Source organism: Herminiimonas sp. NPDC097707 (genome assembly GCF_044761395.1).
Classification (GTDB): Bacteria; Pseudomonadota; Gammaproteobacteria; order Burkholderiales; family Burkholderiaceae_D; genus Oxalicibacterium.
This window is the reverse complement of sequence record NZ_JBIWCI010000001.1, coordinates 732,558-751,786: the sequence shown is the minus strand read 5'-3', so window position 1 is coordinate 751,786 and position 19,229 is coordinate 732,558. Positions and strand designations below refer to the sequence as shown.

Genomic DNA, 19,229 nt, shown 5'->3' with positions numbered 1-19,229 from the left:
ATGAAGAGCCGACTCAAACCGTCAGCACTTCTTTTTCTTTTTCGACGACCAGCTTGTCGACTTCCAGCACGAACTTGTCGGTCAGTTTTTGAACTTCATCCTGCGCACGACGTTCGTCATCTTCCGAGCAGGCTTTGTCCTTCAAGAGTTTTTTCAGCGTTTCATTGGCGTCGCGGCGGATATTCCGGATCGCGATTTTTGCGTCTTCGGCTTCGCTCTTGACCAGCTTGACCATTTCCTTGCGGCGCTCTTCGGTCAACGGGGGCGTCGGCACACGTATCATTTCGCCCTGCGTGGCCGGATTCAGGCCGAGATCAGCGTCACGAATCGCTTTCTCAACTACGGCTACCATTTTCTTTTCAAATGGCTGCACACCGATCGTACGTGCATCGATCAGCGTCACGTTGGCAACCTGAGTCAGGTTGGTCGGATTGCCGTAATACTCGACCATCACATGGTCAAGAATGCCGGCGTGAGCGCGGCCGGTACGAACTTTTGCCAAATCTGCCCTTAAAGTCTCGATCGACTTTTGCATTTTTTGATCGGCAATTTTTTTTGCATCTGCAACAGTCATTACTGTTCTCCTCTTCTACTGCGAGTTAAACGAAATTGAATTCGCTGAATTGAACTCAGTGAAATTTATACGTGGACCAACGTGCCTTCGTCTTCGCCCATGACGATGCGCTTGAGTGCGCCCGGTTTGACGATGGAAAATACCTTGATCGGCAGTTTCTGGTCGCGGCACAGTGCAAATGCCGTGGCGTCCATCACCTGCAAATGCTTGGAAATGGCTTCATCGAAAGTGATGGTCGAATAACGCGTTGCGGACGGGTCCTTGTTTGGATCGGCACTGTACACACCATCCACCTTGGTCGCCTTCAACACGATTTCCGCGCCAATTTCCGCGCCGCGCAAGGCCGCTGCGGTATCGGTGGTAAAGAATGGATTGCCGGTACCGGCAGCAAACACCACGATCTTGCCTTCTTCCAGATATTGCAAAGCCTTGGGACGCACATAAGGCTCAACTACTTGCTCAATCGCAATCGCCGACATGACGCGGGCGGTAATGCCCACCTGGCGCATCGCATCGGCCAGGGCCAGCGAATTCATCACCGTGGCCAGCATACCCATGTAATCGGCTGTAGCCCGGTCCATGCCTTCTGCGCCGGGCGCAACGCCACGAAAAATATTGCCGCCGCCGATCACGATCGCCAGCTCGACTCCCAGCCTGGAGACTTCCGATACGTCCGCCACCATGCGTTCGATGGTGGCGCGATTGATGCCATACGGATCATCTCCCATCAACGCCTCACCCGAAAGTTTGAGCAGAACACGTTTGTAGGCAGGGGTTGTCATGGGCTGGATTCCTTGTTTTGTCCGGTTTTTTGAGGCGCTGCAATTACTTCAATCTTGCCTGACTTCAATGCGTTGTTTCGACGCGTGCTACCCGGTTAATCACGGTAGCCAAATGAAATTCGACGGCAAATCGAAGCATACTTGATGATGTTAAAAAAACGGGCCTTTCGGCCCGATTTTTTTGCTTACGCCTGTTTTGCTGCTGCGACTTGTGCTGCCACTTCTGCGGCAAAGTCGTCCTGCTTTTTCTCGATGCCTTCACCAACTACGTACATCGTGAACGCTTTCACGCTGGACTTGGTATCTTTCAGCATTTGTTCGACAGTTTGCTTGTCGTTTTTAACAAAGGTCTGATTCAGCAAGGAAACTTCTTTCAGGTATTTCTGTACCGAGCCTTCGACCATTTTGGTAACGATCTCGGCTGGCTTGCCCGATTCAGCCGCTTTCAACTCAGCAACCGAACGCTCTTTGGCGATCAGATCGGCAGGCACGTCGTCCGACGACAAGGCAACCGGCTTCATCGCAGCGATGTGCATCGCCACGTCTTTACCGACTTGTTCGTCAGCCGCGTCGAAATCAACCAGCACGCCGATACGGGTGCCGTGCAGATAGGACGCCACTTTGCCAGCGGTTTCAAAACGCACGAAACGACGGATCGACATGTTTTCACCGATACGGCCGATCAATTCAGCACGTTTTTCTTCCAGGGTTTTGCCATCCAGCGGCAAAGCCGCCAGCGCAGCCAGATCAGCCGGATTGTGTTCGGCGATCAGTTTTGCGCAGGCATTTGCCAGCGCCAGGAACTCATCGTTTTTGGTAACGAAATCGGTTTCGCAGTTGACTTCCACCAGTGCACCGACATTACCCACGACGCATGAAGCAACAACGCCTTCAGCGGTCACGCGGGAAGCGGCTTTCGATGCCTTGCTACCCAGCTTTACACGCAGGATTTCTTCTGCCTTGACTGGATCGCCATCGGCTTCCGTCAATGCTTTTTTGCATTCCATCATAGGCGCATCGGTAAGCGCGCGCAGTTCACCAACCATAGCTGCAGTAATAACGGCCATTACAATCTCCTAACAATTCCTGACAAGCGGACGTCGTTCTGACGCCCTCTATCTTATTACGTTCAAAATACGCTCGAAAAAAAGGGGCGAACCACTGTTGCCCCTTCATTTCTGACGCTCAATCCATCAGAGCCAGGGTATTAAGCCTGCTCGTTGACCTCAACGAAGTCGTCGCCGCCCTTGATCGATTCAACCAGATCGTTGGTCGCGCTAGCACGGCCTTCGAGGATCGCATCAGCCACGCCACGAGCGTACAACATGATCGCTTTGGACGAATCGTCGTTGCCTGGAATGATGTAAGCCACGCCTTCTGGCGAGTGGTTGGTATCGACCACGCCGATGACCGGGATGCCCAGTTTGGCGGCTTCGGTGATCGCGCCTTTGTGGTAACCGACGTCAACCACGAAAATTGCGTCAGGAATACCGCCCATGTCCTTGATGCCGCCGATGGATTTTTCCAGCTTGATTTTTTCGCGTTCAAACATCAGCGCTTCTTTTTTGCTGAGTTTTTCCATCGAGCCGTCTTCAACCAGCGCTTCCAGTTCTTTCAAACGCTTGATCGATGTCTTGATCGTTTTGAAGTTGGTGAGCATGCCGCCCAACCAGCGTTGATCAACGTAAGGCATGCCGGCGCGCGCTGCTTCAGCGGCAATGGTTTCACGCGCTTGACGCTTGGTGCCAACGAACAGTACGGTGCCGCGATTGGAAGACAATTGCTTGATGTACTTCATCGCCTCCTGGTACATGCCCAGGGTTTTTTCCAGATTGACGATATGAATTCTGTTGCGATGGCCGAAAATGTAAGGGGCCATCTTTGGGTTCCAGAAGCGGGTTTGGTGACCGAAATGGACACCGGCTTCCAGCATTTCACGCATAGTTACTGACATAATATCTCCAGGGTTGGGTCTGGAATTCGCTCAGTCACCGGAATCATTTTGAACTGATTCGGGCACCCTTTTCGAGCGGATTCGCGATTTACAAAAAATTTTGCTTGAAGTTCAATCCAGGCAAGCCCGAGATTCTACCTCAAAATACCAGCTTGTTTCAAGTCCCGCGCCACTTTGCCCGACGAATAAGTGTGCGCTCGTCTATAATTCTTCATCCGCCACTTTTTTCACGCTGTCTTTTCAGCCATTTCCAGCTTCCCATGAGCAATATTTCAATTAAAACAGCAGAAGATATCGAGGGCATGCGCATCGCAGGCCGTTTAGGCTCCGAAGTACTCGACTACATCACCCCATTTGTAAAAGCCGGCGTGACAACGGGCGAACTCGACCGTTTGTGCCATGAATACATGATTAATGTACAAGGCACGATTCCGGCGCCGCTGAATTACTGCCCGCCCGGCTACACACCTTATCCCAAGGCAATTTGCACGTCCGTCAACGATGTGATCTGCCACGGCATTCCGGGCGACAAGGTATTGAAGAACGGCGATTCGGTCAATCTGGACATTACCGTCATCAAGAATGGTTATCACGGCGACACCAGCCGCATGTTCCTGATCGGCGAGCCATCCATCCTGGCTAAACGCCTGAGTGAGATCACCTATGAGTGCATGTGGCTGGGCATCTCGAAGATCAAGCCGGGCGCGCATCTGGGCGATATCGGTCACATCATCCAGCAACATGCGGAAAACGCCGGTTATAGCGTGGTGCGCGAATTCTGCGGCCACGGCATCGGCAAGGTGTTCCATGAAGAGCCGCAAGTGCTGCACTACGGCCGTCCCGGCACACTGGAAAAACTCGCTGCCGGCATGATCTTCACGGTTGAGCCGATGATCAATGCAGGCCGCCGCGAAGTGCGCGAAATGAATGACGGCTGGACCATCAAGACCAAGGATCGCAGCCTGTCGGCGCAATGGGAGCATACGGTGCTGGTGACGGAAACCGGCTATGAAATCCTGACCCAGTCAGCCGGCACACCGCCGCCGCCAGCCTTTATCGTCCCGCCGACTGCCGTCCAAGCCGCCAACGCCTGATCCATCCATGCCGTCTCTTGCCCTTGCACTGAAAGAACAACTCAAAGCCGAACGGCAAACAGTCATAGACCGCTTTCTTGTAGACGGCAAGGCCGAGCAACTGCTGACGCAACTGAAAAACAAGGTCGATGCCGCGTTGTCGCAGGCGTGGGCGAGTTTTGAACTACCGCCGACAGCCGCACTGATCGCCGTCGGCGGTTACGGGCGCGGCGAATTGTTCCCCTATTCCGACGTGGATGTGCTGATTCTGCTGCACGAGCACCCCGATGCGGCGCTGCAGGCCAAGCTGGAAGAACTGATCCAGCTGTTCTGGGATCTGGGGCTGGAAATCGGCCACAGCATACGCACTATCGACGAATGCCTGTCCGAAGCGGCAGCCGACATCACCGTGCAAACCAGCCTGCTGGAAGCCAGATTGATCATGGGCGACAGCGCGCAGTTTCAACTGCTCAAGGAACGTTGCGACGCCGCAATGGACCCGCAGGCATTCTTTCAGGCCAAGACGCTGGAACTGCGTCAGCGCCATGCCAAATACGAAGATACGCCATACAGCCTGGAGCCGAACTGCAAGGAAAGCCCGGGCGGCCTGCGCGATCTGCAAGTCATCCTGTGGGTGGCAAAGGCTGCGGGTCTTGGCGACTCCTGGCCCAAGCTGGCCGAACGCGGCCTGATCACGCCGACTGAAGCGCGTCAGTTGAAGCAGAAAGAACGCTCACTGAAGGAAGTGCGCATCCGCCTGCACATCATCGCCAACCGGCACGAGGACAGACTGGTATTCGACATCCAGACTGCCATCGCCGAATCGATAGGATTCAAGTCTACCGATGCCCGGCGCGCCAGCGAATATCTGATGCAGCGTTACTACCTGGCAGCCAAGGCTGTCACGCAGCTCAACGCCATCCTGCTGCAAAACATTGAGGCGCAGTTGTTCCCGCAGATGACGTCGCCGGTCGCGATCAACGAACGCTTCAATGAAATCAACGGCTTCATCGACATTGCCGACGATCATACTTTCGATGCCACGCCATCGGCCATGCTGGAAGTCTTCCTGCTGCTGTCCCTGCACCCGGAACTCAAGGGCATGACCGCACGGACTTTCCGCTCGCTGTGGAATGCACGCTTCAAGATCGACAACAAATTCCGCCGCGATCCGGTCAATCGCGCACTCTTCATGAAAATTCTGCAGGCCCCGCAAGGGATCACCCATGCGCTGCGCCGCATGAACGAGACCAGCGTGATCGGACGCTATCTGCCGAACTTCCGCAAGATCGTCGGCCAGATGCAGCACGATCTGTTTCACGTCTATACGGTAGATCAGCACATCATGATGGTGGTGCGCAATGTGCGCCGCTTTTTCCTCAGCCAGCATGCGCACGAATATCCGTTTTGCAGCCAGCTCGCCGCCAATTTTTCACAACCGTGGCTACTGTATATCGCTGCACTGTTTCACGATATCGCCAAAGGCCGCGGCGGCGATCATTCGCAATTGGGGATGGAAGACGCGCGTGTCTTTTGCGTCGATCACGGTTTATCGGAAGAAGACACCGAGCTGGTGGTATTCCTGGTTGAACATCATTTGATGATGTCGCAGTTTGCACAGAAACAGGATTTATCCGACCCCGACGTCATCGCCGATTTCGCCCGAATGGTCAAGGATGAACGGCATTTGACTGCACTGTACTTATTAACGGTGGCCGACATACGCGGCACCAGTCCTAAAGTATGGAATGCATGGAAAGGCAAGCTGCTGGAAGATCTCTACCACATGACCTCGCGCGTGTTCGACGGCGACGCGCCATCGGCCGATCGCGAACTGAAAAACCGGCAGGAAGAAGCGCTGAAAACCCTGCGTCTGTTCGGCCTGTCGGACAAGGATCATGAAAAACTCTGGCAGCAACTCGACGTCGTGTACTTCCTGCGTCACGATGCAGACGAGATTGCATGGCAGACGCGCGTACTGTATGAAAAAACGGATAGCCCGGTGCCGGTCGTCAAATGCCGGCTGGCGCCGATAGGCGAAGGCTTGCAGGTGACCGTCTACGTGAAGGATCAGCCCGATCTGTTCGCACGCATCTGCAGCTATTTCGATCACAAGAATTTCAGCATTCTCGATGCCAAGATTCACACCACCAAGCATGGTTACGCGCTGGATACCTTCCTGATTACGGAACCGGCGTTCGCTGATAATTATCGCGACCTGATCAGCCTGATCGAACACGAACTGGCCGAAACATTGACGGCGCAAACCGCCCTGCCCGCGCCCAGCAAGGGCCGTCTGTCGCGGCTGTGCCGCAATTTTCCGGCCACGCCGACCGTTGATTTGCGGCCGGACGAACGCGGCCGCTATTATCTGCTGACGGTCTCCGCCAACGATAGAAACGGCTTGCTGTACTCGATCGCCAATGTGCTTGCGAAGTACAAGGTCAATCTGCATACCGCCAAGATCATGACGCTGGGCGAACGCGTGGAAGACGTATTCCTGATCGATGGCCCGGTGCTGGACAATCCGCGCAGCCAGATCCAGCTGGAGACCGATCTGCTCGACACCTTGCGGGCTTGATAGCCGCATCATTCTTCAACCTGCTTTTTAATTACTATTACTGTACCAACATGACCGAACCGCTACGCCTTTCCAAACGCATGTCCGAACTGGGCCTGTGTTCACGCCGTGAAGCCGATGAATGGATAGCCCGCGGCTGGGTGCGCGTCGATGGCAAGGTGGTGTCCGAGCTCGGCACCAAGATCTTGCCGACGCAACGCGTCACCGTCGAGCGCCAGGCTGCTGCCGAGCAATCCAAGCGCGTCACCATCCTGATCAACAAACCCATGGGTTACGTCAGCGGCCAGGCCGAAGATGGCTACAAACCGGCAGTCGCACTGGTCAAGGCGGAAAGTCGCTGGAAAGAAGACGCCTCGCCTACGCAATTCCATCCAACGCAATTGCGCAGCCTGGTCCCGGCCGGACGTCTGGATATCGACTCGGTCGGCTTGCTGGTGCTGACGCAGGATGGGCGCATTGCCAAGCATCTGATCGGCGAAAACAGCAGCGTAGAAAAAGAGTATCTGGTACGCGTGCAATATATCAAGCCGGGAAAACTGCCCGAGGCGGATCTGCAACGGCTGAATCACGGTTTGATGCTGGACGGAAAAAAACTGCTGCCCGCCCAGGTCAAATGGCAAAACGAAGATCAGTTGAGCTTCATTTTGCGTGAAGGTAAAAAACGCCAGATCCGCCGCATGTGCGACATCGTCGGATTGAAGGTGGTGGGCTTGAAGCGGGTACGCATAGGCCGCGTCAAACTGGGTGATTTGCCGGTCGGCGAGTGGCGCTATCTGACAGAAGGCGAGCAGTTCTGAGAGCTTGATTTCCAAGGAAGTTTTGCTCTGGATCAATATTTACTTGCTGTAAATCGCTACCATCCTAGCTTATCGTCCCGCGATCCGTCCAAAGGCGGCCTGCCACCCCTTACTCCAGTCTGCAAATGAAAAACGACATCATCGGCCGTCCGCCCCCGGCTGCGCCAATCGAACAAGAGGTGCAGGACACAGAACGCAACGCGAGAAACCGGCGCCTCAACCAGCTCTACAAATCGCTGATGCGATGCAATCAGGCGATCATACGCAGCGAAAGCGAAAGCGAACTGTTTGCGCAGATCTGCCGCAACGTCGTCGATTTCGGTTGCACAAAGATGGCATTCATCACGTTGCTCGATGACGACCGACAGAACTTGATTCCCGTCACCTGTTACGGCAGCGGCACCGAATATCTGAAGCTCCTGCACATCTCTGTAGAAGAAAATTCATCGCACGGACATGGCCCGAGCGGTATCGCCTTTCGCGAAAACCAGCCCTTCTGGTGCCAGGATTTCCAACAGGATCCCGTCACACTGCCCTGGCGCAGCCTGGCCTCCCGTTTCGGCTGGCAGGCCTGCGCGGCACTACCGCTGCACAAAAATGGCGAGGTAATCGGCACCCTGAATGTGTACGCCGATGCAGTCCATGCCTTCGATGACATCGCGCAAAACCTGCTCTGCGAACTGGCAATCGACATCGATCATGCACTCGCCCGCTTCGAACTTGAATCCGAACGACGGCAGTCGCTGAAGATGAAAACCTTGCGCGTTTTCATGCTGGAGCTGATTACCAGCGAACTGCCGCTGCAAGAAATTCTGCTCAATGTCGTACTTCAGTTCGAGCAACTCCTCCCTGGCAGCATGTGTTCCATCATGCTGCACGACAAGGAAAACAAACAACTGCTGCTGGGTGCCGCACCCAATCTACCCACCTCCTACATCACGACGCTGGACCGCATGCCGCTCAGCCCTGATGGCGGTTGCATCAATGCGGTCATCAACGGCGTGCGTACCATCGCCGTCGATATTGCCAACGATCCGAACTGGGGAAAATTCCGGCAACAAGCGAAGGAGATGGGCTTGGGCGCGTCCTGCTCCGAACCGATTTTTTCCGCCGGCACGCAGGTACTGGGAGCGTTTACCGCTTACCATCGCACCCCCTTCCATCCGGACCAGCCGGATCTGCAACTGCTGGAAACCGCGGCTCATTTCCTCGCCATTGCGATTGAACGCAAGCAATCGGAAGCTCTCATGCGCAAGCTGTCGCAAGCGGTCGAGCAAAGTCCGAATGCCATTATCATTACCGATCTGAACGGCACCATCGAGTACGCCAACACGACGTTCAGCACCAACACCGGCTATGCGCTGCACGACATCATCGGCAAGAAGCCCAACATGCATAAAAGCGGCAAAACATCGCGCGCCACCTATGCCGATATGTGGGCGCATCTGGGACGCGGTGAAAGCTGGCAGGGCGAGTTCATCAATCGTCGCCACAATGGCGAAGAACGCATCGATCTGGTGCGCGTCTCGCCGGTACGTGAAGCCGATGGCCGCATCACGCATTACCTGGCGATCGAGGAAGACATCACCAACCAGAAAAATGCACAGGCGCGCATAGAATCGCTGGCGCATTTCGACGTACTCACCGGCCTGCCCAATCGCGCGCTGCTCGACGAGCGTGCACAACGTGCATTGCGGCTGGCGGAACAGGATCAGGCTACGCTGGCAGTGATGTTTCTCGACCTCGATCACTTCAAAAACATCAACGACACGCTCGGCCACAATCTCGGTGACACTTTGCTGGTCGAACTGGCGCAACGCCTGCGCGCTGTACTGCGTCGGGACGACACACTGTCGCGTCTGGGGGGCGACGAGTTCGTCCTGCTGCTGCCCGGCGCCAATCGTGAAAGCGCGAAAAAAATAGCGCAGGAGCTGATGCGTGCCATCAACGAACCCTATCGCATAGGGTCGCACGAACTCAACGTGATGGCCTCGATCGGCATTGCAGTGTATCCGGCAGACGGCATGGATTTTGAAACGCTGTGCAAAAATGCAGACGTCGCCATGTATCGCGCCAAACAGGAAGGCCGCAACGGTTATCGTTCGTTCACACAGGAAATGCAGGCGTATTCGACACGCTACCTGCAAGTACTCAATGCCTTGCGGCAGGCGATCGCGCATGAACAACTGCACGTGCATTACCAGCCGCAAATATCGTTAATTAACGGCGACGTAATCGGTGCCGAAGCCTTGTTGCGCTGGCATCATCCGGAAATGGGAAATATTTCGCCTGCCGAATTCATTCCGATCGCGGAAGAAAGCGGCCTGATTCTGCAAATCGGCGAATGGGTACTGCGCGTTGCCGTTGCTCAGGCGAAAAAATGGCATCAACGCGGTCTGGATAAGTTGATCATGGCGGTCAATCTGTCCGCCGTGCAATTTCGCCACGCGGGCCTGCCCAACCTGGTCATGCGCATCCTGAAGGAGGAAGATTTTCCACCGCAATATCTGGAGCTGGAACTGACTGAAGGCGTGGCGATGCACGACCCGCAAGGCGCCATCGCAATGATGAACAGCTTGCACGAGCGCGGCGTACGCATGTCGATAGATGATTTCGGTACCGGTTATTCTTCACTCAGTTGCCTGAAGCAGTTCAAGGTCTACAAGCTGAAGATAGACCAATCCTTCGTGCGCGATATCAGCACCGATGCGGAAGACAAGGCCATCGTCAGCGCCATCATCGGCATGGCAAAAAACCTCGGTTTGCAAACCATCGCGGAAGGCGTTGAAACGGTAGAGCAACTGGCTTTTCTACGCGAGGAAGGATGCCACGAGGCGCAAGGCTATCATTACAGCAAGCCTTTGCCGGCAGCAGAATTCGAGGCTTTTATTCTGGGCGTATCTGCAGCGTGACACGCTGCAGATACTGGAAATACTGCGGGAAAATATACGGCAGCAACGACGCGCATGAAAATCCGGACAAGACGCCCGCAGATCAGTCGTCTTCGTTCGGATCCATTTCAGGGAACAGTACATCGACATAGCCGAATTGACTGAAATCCTCGATGCGCATCGGATACAGGATGCCATCCAGATGATCGCATTCATGCTGCACCACGCGTGCATGGAAACCGTCGACATCGCGACTGATTACCTTGCCGAACTGATCGAAACCTTCATAATGCAGCGAACTGAAACGCGGCACCACGCCGCGCAAACCGGGCACGGACAGGCAGCCTTCCCAACCTTCTTCCCGCTCGGATGAAAGCGGTCTCAACTTCGGATTGATCAATACCGTTTCAGGCACCGGCGGTGCATCTGGATAGCGCGTATTTTGCTTGAAACCGTAAATCACCAGACGCAGATTCACCCCGATCTGGGGTGCAGCCAAGCCTGCGCCATTGGCCGCATGCATGGTGTCGAACATATCGGCAATCAGCGCATTGAGTTCCGGCGTATTGAATTCCTTCACCGGTTCCGCTACCCGCAGCAAGCGCGGATCGCCCATCTTCAGGATTTCTCTTACCGTCATTTCAGTGTCTTCAAATATTCTGTAAAGGCGGCGCCGGTTTCCGGATGCTTGCGCCCCATGGCCACCATCGCCTTCAGATAACCCAGCTTGGAACCACAATCATAACGCTGACCTTCATAACGGTAAGCCAGCACCTTTTGATCGCGCATCAGCGCCGCAATGCCGTCGGTCAACTGTATTTCACCGCCGGCGCCCTGACTCACATTTTCCAGGTAATCGAATATCCTGCCGCTCAGGATGTAACGCCCGACCACCGCCAGCGTCGAGGGTGCATCTTCCGGTTGCGGCTTTTCGACGATCGCATCGACCTGTTCCAGCCTGTCCTGATACGGCGTCGCGCTGACGATACCGTATTGCCTGGTTTCTGCGCGCGGCACATCCTGCACGGCAAGAATGCTGCTGCCTTCACGTTCGAAAATTTCAACCATCTGCGCCAGCACCGGCGCCGTCCCGACCGGCGTATCCATGAAGTCATCCGCCAGCAATACCGCAAACGGTTCGTTGCCAACCACCGGGCGCGCGCACAGCACTGCATGGCCCAGACCCAGCGGTGCAGATTGACGGATGTAAATGCAATTCACATGCTTGGGAATCACATTCTGTACAAACTCCAGCAGTGCGGTTTTACCCGCTGCTTCCAGTTCGCTTTCCAGTTCGTATGCAGTGTCGAAGTGATCTTCAATTGCACGCTTGTTGCGGCCGGTAATGAAGACCATTTCCGTGATGCCGGCGGCGACGGCTTCTTCCACCGCGTACTGGATCAGGGGCTTGTCCACTATCGGCAGCATCTCTTTCGGCTGCGCCTTGGTAGCAGGTAAAAAACGACTGCCCAGACCGGCAACAGGGAAAACGGCTTTTCTAATCTTGTTCATTGGTATCCAGTAATTGAAGTAATCCGGCTTCGTCCAATATTGTCAGGCCCAACTCTTCTGCCTTGGCCAGCTTGCTGCCCGCTTCCGCGCCGGCAACGACATAACTGGTTTTTTTGGAAACCGAACCAGCGACCTTGCCGCCTGCTGCCTCGATTTTTTCAGCCGCAGCATCACGACTCAAAGTCGGCAAGGTACCGGTCAACACAAAAGTTTTACCAGCCAAAGGCTTGGGCTTGTTCTCGACAATATGTTCGGGCCATCTGACACCTGCAGCCTGTAATTGTTCAATCAATTCGGTATTCAGCGGATCGGCCAGAAAAGTCATGATGGATTTTGCCACCACCGGACCGATATCTGCCACCTCCAGCAATTGTTCTTCCGATGCCTGCAGCAAGGCATCCAGATTGCCGAAATGACGCGCCAGCTCCTTGGCCGTCGCTTCCCCTACATGGCGAATACCCAGTGCATAAATAAAGCGCGCCAATGTCGTCGATTTCGATTTTTCCAGTGCATCCAGCACGTTCTGCGCCGACTTATCTGCCATCCGCTCAAGTTCAGCCAGCGCACGAAAACCCAGCTTGTACAAATCGGCGGCCGTCGTGATGATGTGCTTGTCGACCAGCTGTTCCACCAGTTGATCGCCCAGGCCTTCCACATCCATCGCGCGACGCGAGACGAAATGCAGCAAGCCGCCCTTGCGCTGCGCCGCACACTTGACCCAGCCGCCGGAGCAGCGCGCAATCGCTTCATCTTCCAGCCGCACGATAGGCGAACCGCACACCGGACAGCTTGAAGGCATGATGAACGGTCGTGCGCTGGCAGGCCGACGTTCCGGCACAAACGCCACCACTTCCGGAATCACATCGCCGGCACGGCGCACGATCACCGTGTCGCCGATCTGGATATCCTTGCGCCGTACTTCATCTTCATTATGCAGCGTTGCATTGGTCACGGTGACGCCGCCGACCAATACGGGCGCGAGGCGCGCCACCGGCGTAATCGCACCGGTACGACCAACCTGCACTTCGATATCCTGTACTGTCGTCAGAGCTTCTTCTGCCGGGAATTTATGCGCGATGGCAAAGCGCGGTGCACGCGAAACGAAACCGAGCTGCTGTTGCTGATCAACACGATTAACCTTGTACACCACGCCGTCAATTTCGTACGGCAATTGCGGGCGCTTTTCACCCGTGGTTTTATAAAATTCAAGCAGACCCTGCGCGCCCCTGACTACTGCACGCTCGTCGCACACCGGAATCCCGAGTTCCGCATACCAGTCGAGCAAGGCGGAATGCGATGCCGGCATGTCGGCGCCTTCCAGCAAGCCGATGCCGTAAGCAAAAAAGCGCAAGCTGCGCTGTGCGGTAATGCGTGAATCGAGCTGGCGCAAGCTGCCGGCCGCTGCATTGCGTGGATTGGCAAACTCTTTTGCGCCGGCGTCGCGCTGGCGTGCATTCAGTTTCGCCAGATCGGCCTTGTACATCATGACCTCGCCACGCACATCCAGCACCCTGGGCGGATTGTTCGTATGCAGACGCAGCGGAATTTCGCGTACGGTGCGTATATTGGCCGTCACATTTTCACCGGTCGCGCCATCACCTCGCGTTGCCGCCTGCACCAGTACACCATCTTCGTAACGCAGATTGATGGCCAGGCCGTCGAACTTCAGTTCGGTCGCGTATTCGACTTCTTCCTGGCTATTCAAACCCTCGCTGACGCGCTTGTCGAAGGCAAGCACATCGTCGTCTTCAAAGCCGTTGCCCAACGACAGCATAGGCACTGAATGCGTGACCGGAGGGAAAGCCGACAGTGCCAACGCGCCGACACGTTGCGTCGGCGAATCAGAAACCAGTAATTCAGGATGTGCGCTCTCTAGTGCTTGCAGCTCGCGAAACAGCTGGTCGTATTCGGCATCGGGAACCGAAGGATTGTCGAGCACGTGGTAGGCGTAATTATGGCGATTCAGCTCACTGCGCAACCATGCGGCCCGTGCAGGCGGATTGCTGGCATCCGGAATTTCTTTCGGCTGCGTAGCGGCACTTTGTTTCGATGCCGTGGAAAACAGGTCCGGCTGCATAATCAGTTAAACAAACGCAGGGCCCGGTTGGAACCTGCAGGAATATCTGCTGCTTCCATGTCGGCGTAGAAGATTTCGATCTGACCGCCGATTTCATTCAGGGAAGCATCCGACAAAGGCTGGTTGCTGTCGTCGACTACAGTGCCATCCAGCCGCGATGACAGCGAACGCGCGCAGGCAATCATTGCACCGAAACCATCACGCTCAGGCGCCACCACCGGCACATCCAGCAGCAGCGTTAAACGACTGGTGGTGTCTTCCGCCAATGTGACATTGGTGGACAGTGAAAACAGCACGCCGCCGTCGCCGTCCGGCATCACCAAACGGCCTTCCGGCCGCACATCGAAACCTTGCCGCTCCAGTGCCGCCAGCAAGGTCGTCACCGACCACGGCGCGCCATTGGATTGCACGTTCACGCTCAGCTTGGCATCGTATTCAGTGACGAAATGATGCAGGGAACGCGCCGTCACCATGACTTCCGCCATATCCGGGACATCGGGATCGGCATCGAAGTCGTCGGCAATCTGGCGCAGACGCATGACGAATTCGGAATATTCCAGTTCATTCAGCGCATTGCTGCGATTGGCCAGTTGCACACCGGCCATCAGCGACTTGTAGATGCCGCCATGCGTAATCGCTTCCCAGCCGCCATCGATATGCTGACCGGCAAAATGCACCGGCTTGCTGCCGACATGGCGCAAGGATTGCAATGCAGACAGAATTTTTTCGCCGCGCAATTGCGTAGTCAAGGCCAGCGGTATCGTGCAATCGATCAGGTAATCGACCGGCAATTCCTTTTCTTCAGCGGGCGGCATCATATCGACCGGCGCATCGTGTTGAGCGTCAAGATCCTGCGACTCTGTCGATTCGGCGCGGACAAAAGATTCCTCGTTGCCATCGCCGCCAGAAAGGGTAGGCTCAAGTCGATCTGCATAAACTGGCGTGGCAATTGCCTCGTCGCCGGATGCCATCAACACATCGTCATGCGAGGAAGAAAAAGCGCGCTCCACGCTTTTCTTGGCCTTGTATTCCTGCCATTTATTGTAGGAAATGACAGCGACGACAATCGCGCCGCCAATAACAATCAGGCTAGCCTGCAAATCGGTCATGCTGCACCCGGAGAGGAAAAGTCACTCTGCACCGTACTAAACATGCAAGGGACAAAATGTAAAAAAACGGATAGTTTCATAAAAATCCAAGGTTCTATGGTCATGCAGTTATCCGCGAAAACAACGCGCGTTCAGGATACCGCACAAGCCGTGTTCAAGTTAAGTATTACCCATTCTGTACAGCCAACGCTAGACGGTCTGCGCTTCCGCCGCGAAACTTGTAGCGGACTCCATATCCACCGCCACAATCCGCGATACGCCCTGCTCCTGCATCGTCACACCGATCAGCTGCTGCGCCATTTCCATCGCAATTTTATTATGCGAAATAAACAGGAACTGCGTATGCGCCGACATGCGTTTGACCATATTGCAGAAACGTTCTGTATTGGCATCATCCAGCGGCGCATCAACTTCATCGAGCAGACAGAACGGTGCCGGATTCAACTGGAACATCGAGAACACCAGCGCCGTTGCCGTCAATGCTTTTTCGCCGCCTGACAACAGATGAATCGTGGCATTTTTCTTGCCCGGAGGTTGCGCCATCACCTGCACGCCGGAATCCAGAATTTCTTCGCCAGTCATCATCAGTTTGGCCTGGCCGCCGCCGAACAGTATCGGGAACAGCTCGCCGAAATGATGATTGACCTTGTCGAAGGTGTCCTGCAACAGATCGCGCGTTTCCTTGTCGATCTTGTGAATCGCATCCTGCAGCGTATTGATTGCTTCGGTCAGATCTGCATTTTGCGCATCGAGGAAGTTCTTGCGTTCCGATGCCGTCGCCAGCTCGTCCAATGCGGCCAGATTGACTGCGCCCAGAGCCGCGATTGCATTCGTCAGACGCGTGACTTCACCTTGCAGGTAAGACGGACGCAGGTCGCCGTTGAGTTTTTCCATCAGCGCCGCTTCATCGGCTTGCGCTTCGATCAGTTGCTGTGCGTACTGTTCCTGATTCAGGCGCGCCGCCTGTTCTTTCAACTGCAATTCGGTGATGCGATCACGCTGCGGCTGCAGGCTGCGTTCAGCCTGCATGCGCGCTTCGTCATGACCGCGCAATTGCTGTGTCAGTTGATCGAGTTCATGGCGCGCATCGGCCAGCGCACGTTCCTGATCTGTGCGTTTGTCGAGCAAGGTTTGCAGACCGGCCTGTGCCGCCTGATCATCCAGGCTTTCCAGTTCCAGGCTGCCTTGCTGCATATTGGCAAATAATTGCGCTGCCTGTTCCAGTGCGGTGGCGATGCTGCGTTTCAATTCTTCGATCTTGCTGCGCTGTGATTTCTCTGCGTATTCCGCTTCCTGTGCGCCGCGTTCCAGCTCACGCACCCGTTGCCGTGCATCGTTGAGCTGCTGTTCTTTCGCCAGATATGCGGTCTGTCCTTCTTCGTGTTTTTCCTGTAGCTCACCCAGCTCGCCGTCAAGTTGTTCGAACTTGGCTTCCGACTCGGCCTTGACTTGCTGTTGCTCGGCTTCCTGCATCGCGATTTCTTCCAGGTCGGTCGCAATCTGCGTGCTGCGCTGGTTGAAGCGTTCCTGCACTTCCGACAACTTCATGACATCGATTTGCAAACCATGCACCGTTTGCGTCAGCGTATTCACGCGCTGGCGAATTTCCTGCAGGCGTTGCGTCGCTTGCGTCAGTGCAGATTCTGCACGCACCGAACGCGATTTTGCTTCATCGGCCAGCATGTGCTGCGCACGCAGTTGCTTGGTGATGTTTTCGATTTCCTGCTGGCGTGCCAGCATGCCGTCCTGCTCAGAATCGGATGCATAAAAACGCACGCTCGATTTGCTGATCACATGACCTTGCTTGGTCACGAAATAAGCGCCGTTAGGCAATTTATTGCGATCGACGAAAGCAGCGGCGATATCGTCTGCAACATAGACGTTGTGTAGCCAATCCTGCATCAAGGCGCGCAGGCCCGGATCGTTCAATTGCAGCAAGCTCAGGAAAGGTTTGAGGCCGGTTTGCGTCGGGCTCGCTTCAGACGGTATGGCATTCGGCGTGAACAAGGCCAGCTTGGCCGGCGGCGCATCGTTGAAGAAGGCTTTTGCCCAATCGAGATTCGACATTTCCAGCGCCGATGTGCGCTCGCGCAAGACCGATTCCAGCGCGGTTTCCCAACCCTGATCGATATTCAGTTTTTGCCACAAACGCGGCAATTCGCTCAGTTCATGTTTTTGCAGCCATGGTTGAACCTTGCCTTGCGCCTGCACGTTTTCCTGCAACTGCTTCAGTGCCGCCAGGCGTGCTTCCAGCTGTGCGTTGTTGGCGGTTTCCGTATTGACCTGCTGCTGGGTGCTGCGACGTTCCTCTTCCAGCTTCGGCAATTGTTCCTGCGCGATTTCCAGTTGTTCGGTCGCCTCTTCCAGCGTCGCCTGTTTTTCTTCCAGTTGCATCTTCAGGTTGGACAGATGCGTACTATCGGGCAGATTCAAGCCCTGCTTTTCCTGCTGCAAACGTTCGCGACGTACGGTCAAACCAGACAGGATATTGGAAGCGTTGCGTTGATGCGCCGATTCAAGCTCGATCTGCTGCTGCGCCTGCATGATCTTGCCGCGCGACTCAGTCGTTTTCAATTGCGATTCGCGCCATGCCTGCTCCAGCGCCGGCAACCTGTCGTTTTCACGATGCGCGGTTTCCTGCGCCTGCTCGACGCGCATGGCCTGCTCTTCCAGATGCATTTCGGCTTCGACCAGATCGTCCTGATATTGCGTGCCCTGGCGTTGCCATTGATCTCGCTGTGCGGTCAGCGAATTGAGTTGCGATTGCAAACGGCTGCGCGATTCGATGACGAACTTGATTTGCGCTTCCAGGCTGCCGATTTCGGAATTGGTTTGATACAGATGTCCTTGCGCCTGATGCATGCGATCGCCGGCGCCGTAATGCGCCTGACGCATATGCTCGAGTTCAGTTTCGACGTGGCGCAACTTGGCGGTCTGTTCTTCCAGATCGACTTGCGCTTTTTCGATGTCGCGAAAATGCTTGTCCTGCTCGGCTTTCGCTTCATTTTTGCGCAGCAGCCACAGCAGTTTTTGCTTCTCGTCCTGATCGGCCTGCAGTTCGTGGAATTTTTGCGCGACGGCGGCCTGGCTTTGCAGCTTTTCCAGATTGGCATTCAGCTCGCGCAGGATGTCTTCAACGCGCAGCAGATTTTCACGGGTGTCGTGCAGGCGATTTTCAGTTTCGCGGCGACGTTCCTTGTACTTCGATACGCCCGCAGCTTCTTCCAGAAAAATACGCAGTTCTTCCGGCCGCGCTTCGATGATGCGCGAAATCATGCCCTGCCCGATGATCGCGTAAGCGCGCGGGCCCAAACCTGTACCGAGGAAGATGTCTTGAATATCGCGACGGCGTACTGCCTGATTATTGATGTAATAAGTCGAGGTGCCGTCACGCGTCAGCGTGCGCTTGACGGCGATCTCTGCGTACTGGCCCCACTGGCCGGCAGCTTTGCCTTCGCCGTTATCGAATACCAGTTCGACTGATGAGCGGCCAGCCGGCTTGCGGGTATTGGTGCCGTTGAAAATAACGTCCTGCATCGACTCGCCGCGCAACTCGGAAGCCTTGGATTCACCCAAAACCCAGCGCACAGCATCGATAATATTGGATTTTCCGCAACCATTAGGGCCGACGACCCCTACCAACTGGCCTGGCACCTGAAAGTTCGTTGGATCGACGAAAGACTTGAATCCAGATAATTTAATGGAAGTTAAACGCACGTTATCAACCGTTCCCAGGATATACAACAGAAATTAAGTATCCGACCGAGTTGGCGGATGCGGCGAAACAGCCCGCAAAAGGGGGTAATCATAGCATTTGCAATAACGTTTACTCGCATTTGAAACAAGACCTTCCGCAAGTCCTGATGCCTGACATAAAGC

At 55.2% G+C, this 19,229-nt stretch carries 13 protein-coding genes; 4 read left to right on the top strand and 9 right to left on the bottom strand.

Going from position 1 to position 19,229, the window contains the following annotated elements; all coding sequences use genetic code 11:
• Positions 1-13: 13 nt before the first annotated feature.
• The 4 genes from frr to rpsB form a co-directional block, all read right to left on the bottom strand.
• Positions 14-574 carry a ribosome recycling factor gene (gene frr, locus ACIQW9_RS03540; RefSeq protein WP_402333015.1) on the bottom strand — a complete coding sequence of 187 codons (561 nt, stop codon included), beginning with the start codon at positions 572-574 and terminating at the stop codon, positions 14-16.
• Between the two features lie 65 nt (positions 575-639).
• Positions 640-1,356 carry a UMP kinase gene (gene pyrH, locus ACIQW9_RS03535; RefSeq protein WP_402333013.1) on the bottom strand — a complete coding sequence of 239 codons (717 nt, stop codon included), beginning with the start codon at positions 1,354-1,356 and terminating at the stop codon, positions 640-642.
• Between the two features lie 185 nt (positions 1,357-1,541).
• Positions 1,542-2,423: a translation elongation factor Ts gene (gene tsf, locus ACIQW9_RS03530; RefSeq protein ID WP_402333010.1), complete on the bottom strand. Its 882-nt coding sequence runs from the start codon at positions 2,421-2,423 to the stop codon at positions 1,542-1,544.
• 140 nt (positions 2,424-2,563) lie between these two features.
• The gene (gene rpsB, locus ACIQW9_RS03525) at positions 2,564-3,310 is read right to left on the bottom strand and encodes a 30S ribosomal protein S2 (RefSeq protein WP_011870842.1); all 747 of its coding nucleotides are present in this window, start codon (positions 3,308-3,310) and stop codon (positions 2,564-2,566) included.
• 260 nt (positions 3,311-3,570) lie between these two features.
• Here rpsB and map point away from each other — a divergent pair, with 260 nt between their 5' ends.
• The 4 genes from map to ACIQW9_RS03505 all read left to right on the top strand — a co-directional run bounded on the left by map (position 3,571) and on the right by ACIQW9_RS03505 (position 10,673).
• Complete coding sequence (map, locus tag ACIQW9_RS03520; RefSeq protein ID WP_402333007.1) at positions 3,571-4,404, top strand: type I methionyl aminopeptidase; 834 nt, start codon at positions 3,571-3,573, stop codon at positions 4,402-4,404.
• A 7-nt stretch (positions 4,405-4,411) separates the two neighbouring features.
• A complete protein-coding gene (locus ACIQW9_RS03515; RefSeq protein ID WP_402333004.1) occupies positions 4,412-6,964 on the top strand; it encodes a [protein-PII] uridylyltransferase in 2,553 nt (850 codons plus the stop codon).
• Between the two features lie 50 nt (positions 6,965-7,014).
• A complete protein-coding gene (locus ACIQW9_RS03510) occupies positions 7,015-7,761 on the top strand; it encodes a pseudouridine synthase (protein WP_402333001.1) in 747 nt (248 codons plus the stop codon).
• Between the two features lie 125 nt (positions 7,762-7,886).
• Positions 7,887-10,673: an EAL domain-containing protein gene (locus ACIQW9_RS03505; RefSeq protein ID WP_402332998.1), complete on the top strand. Its 2,787-nt coding sequence runs from the start codon at positions 7,887-7,889 to the stop codon at positions 10,671-10,673.
• Positions 10,674-10,755: 82 nt separating this feature from the next.
• Here the strand turns inward: ACIQW9_RS03505 and def are convergent, their stop codons facing one another.
• From def to smc, 5 genes are all read right to left on the bottom strand, one after another.
• Positions 10,756-11,292: a peptide deformylase gene (gene def / locus ACIQW9_RS03500; protein ID WP_402332995.1), complete on the bottom strand. Its 537-nt coding sequence runs from the start codon at positions 11,290-11,292 to the stop codon at positions 10,756-10,758.
• Positions 11,289-12,164 carry a UTP--glucose-1-phosphate uridylyltransferase GalU gene (galU, locus tag ACIQW9_RS03495; RefSeq protein ID WP_402332993.1) on the bottom strand — a complete coding sequence of 292 codons (876 nt, stop codon included), beginning with the start codon at positions 12,162-12,164 and terminating at the stop codon, positions 11,289-11,291. The genes def and galU overlap by 4 nt, the downstream gene beginning before the upstream one ends.
• The gene (ligA, locus tag ACIQW9_RS03490) at positions 12,151-14,241 is read right to left on the bottom strand and encodes an NAD-dependent DNA ligase LigA (protein WP_402332990.1); all 2,091 of its coding nucleotides are present in this window, start codon (positions 14,239-14,241) and stop codon (positions 12,151-12,153) included. Before ligA ends, galU begins: the two co-directional genes overlap by 14 nt.
• A 2-nt stretch (positions 14,242-14,243) precedes the next feature.
• Positions 14,244-15,350 (bottom strand): cell division protein ZipA C-terminal FtsZ-binding domain-containing protein, encoded by a 1,107-nt coding sequence (locus ACIQW9_RS03485; RefSeq protein WP_402332987.1) that lies wholly within the window; start codon positions 15,348-15,350, stop codon positions 14,244-14,246.
• A gap of 189 nt (positions 15,351-15,539) precedes the next feature.
• Positions 15,540-19,067, bottom strand: coding sequence for a chromosome segregation protein SMC (smc, locus tag ACIQW9_RS03480; protein ID WP_402332985.1), 3,528 nt, complete (start codon positions 19,065-19,067; stop codon positions 15,540-15,542).
• Positions 19,068-19,229: the final 162 nt, after the last annotated feature.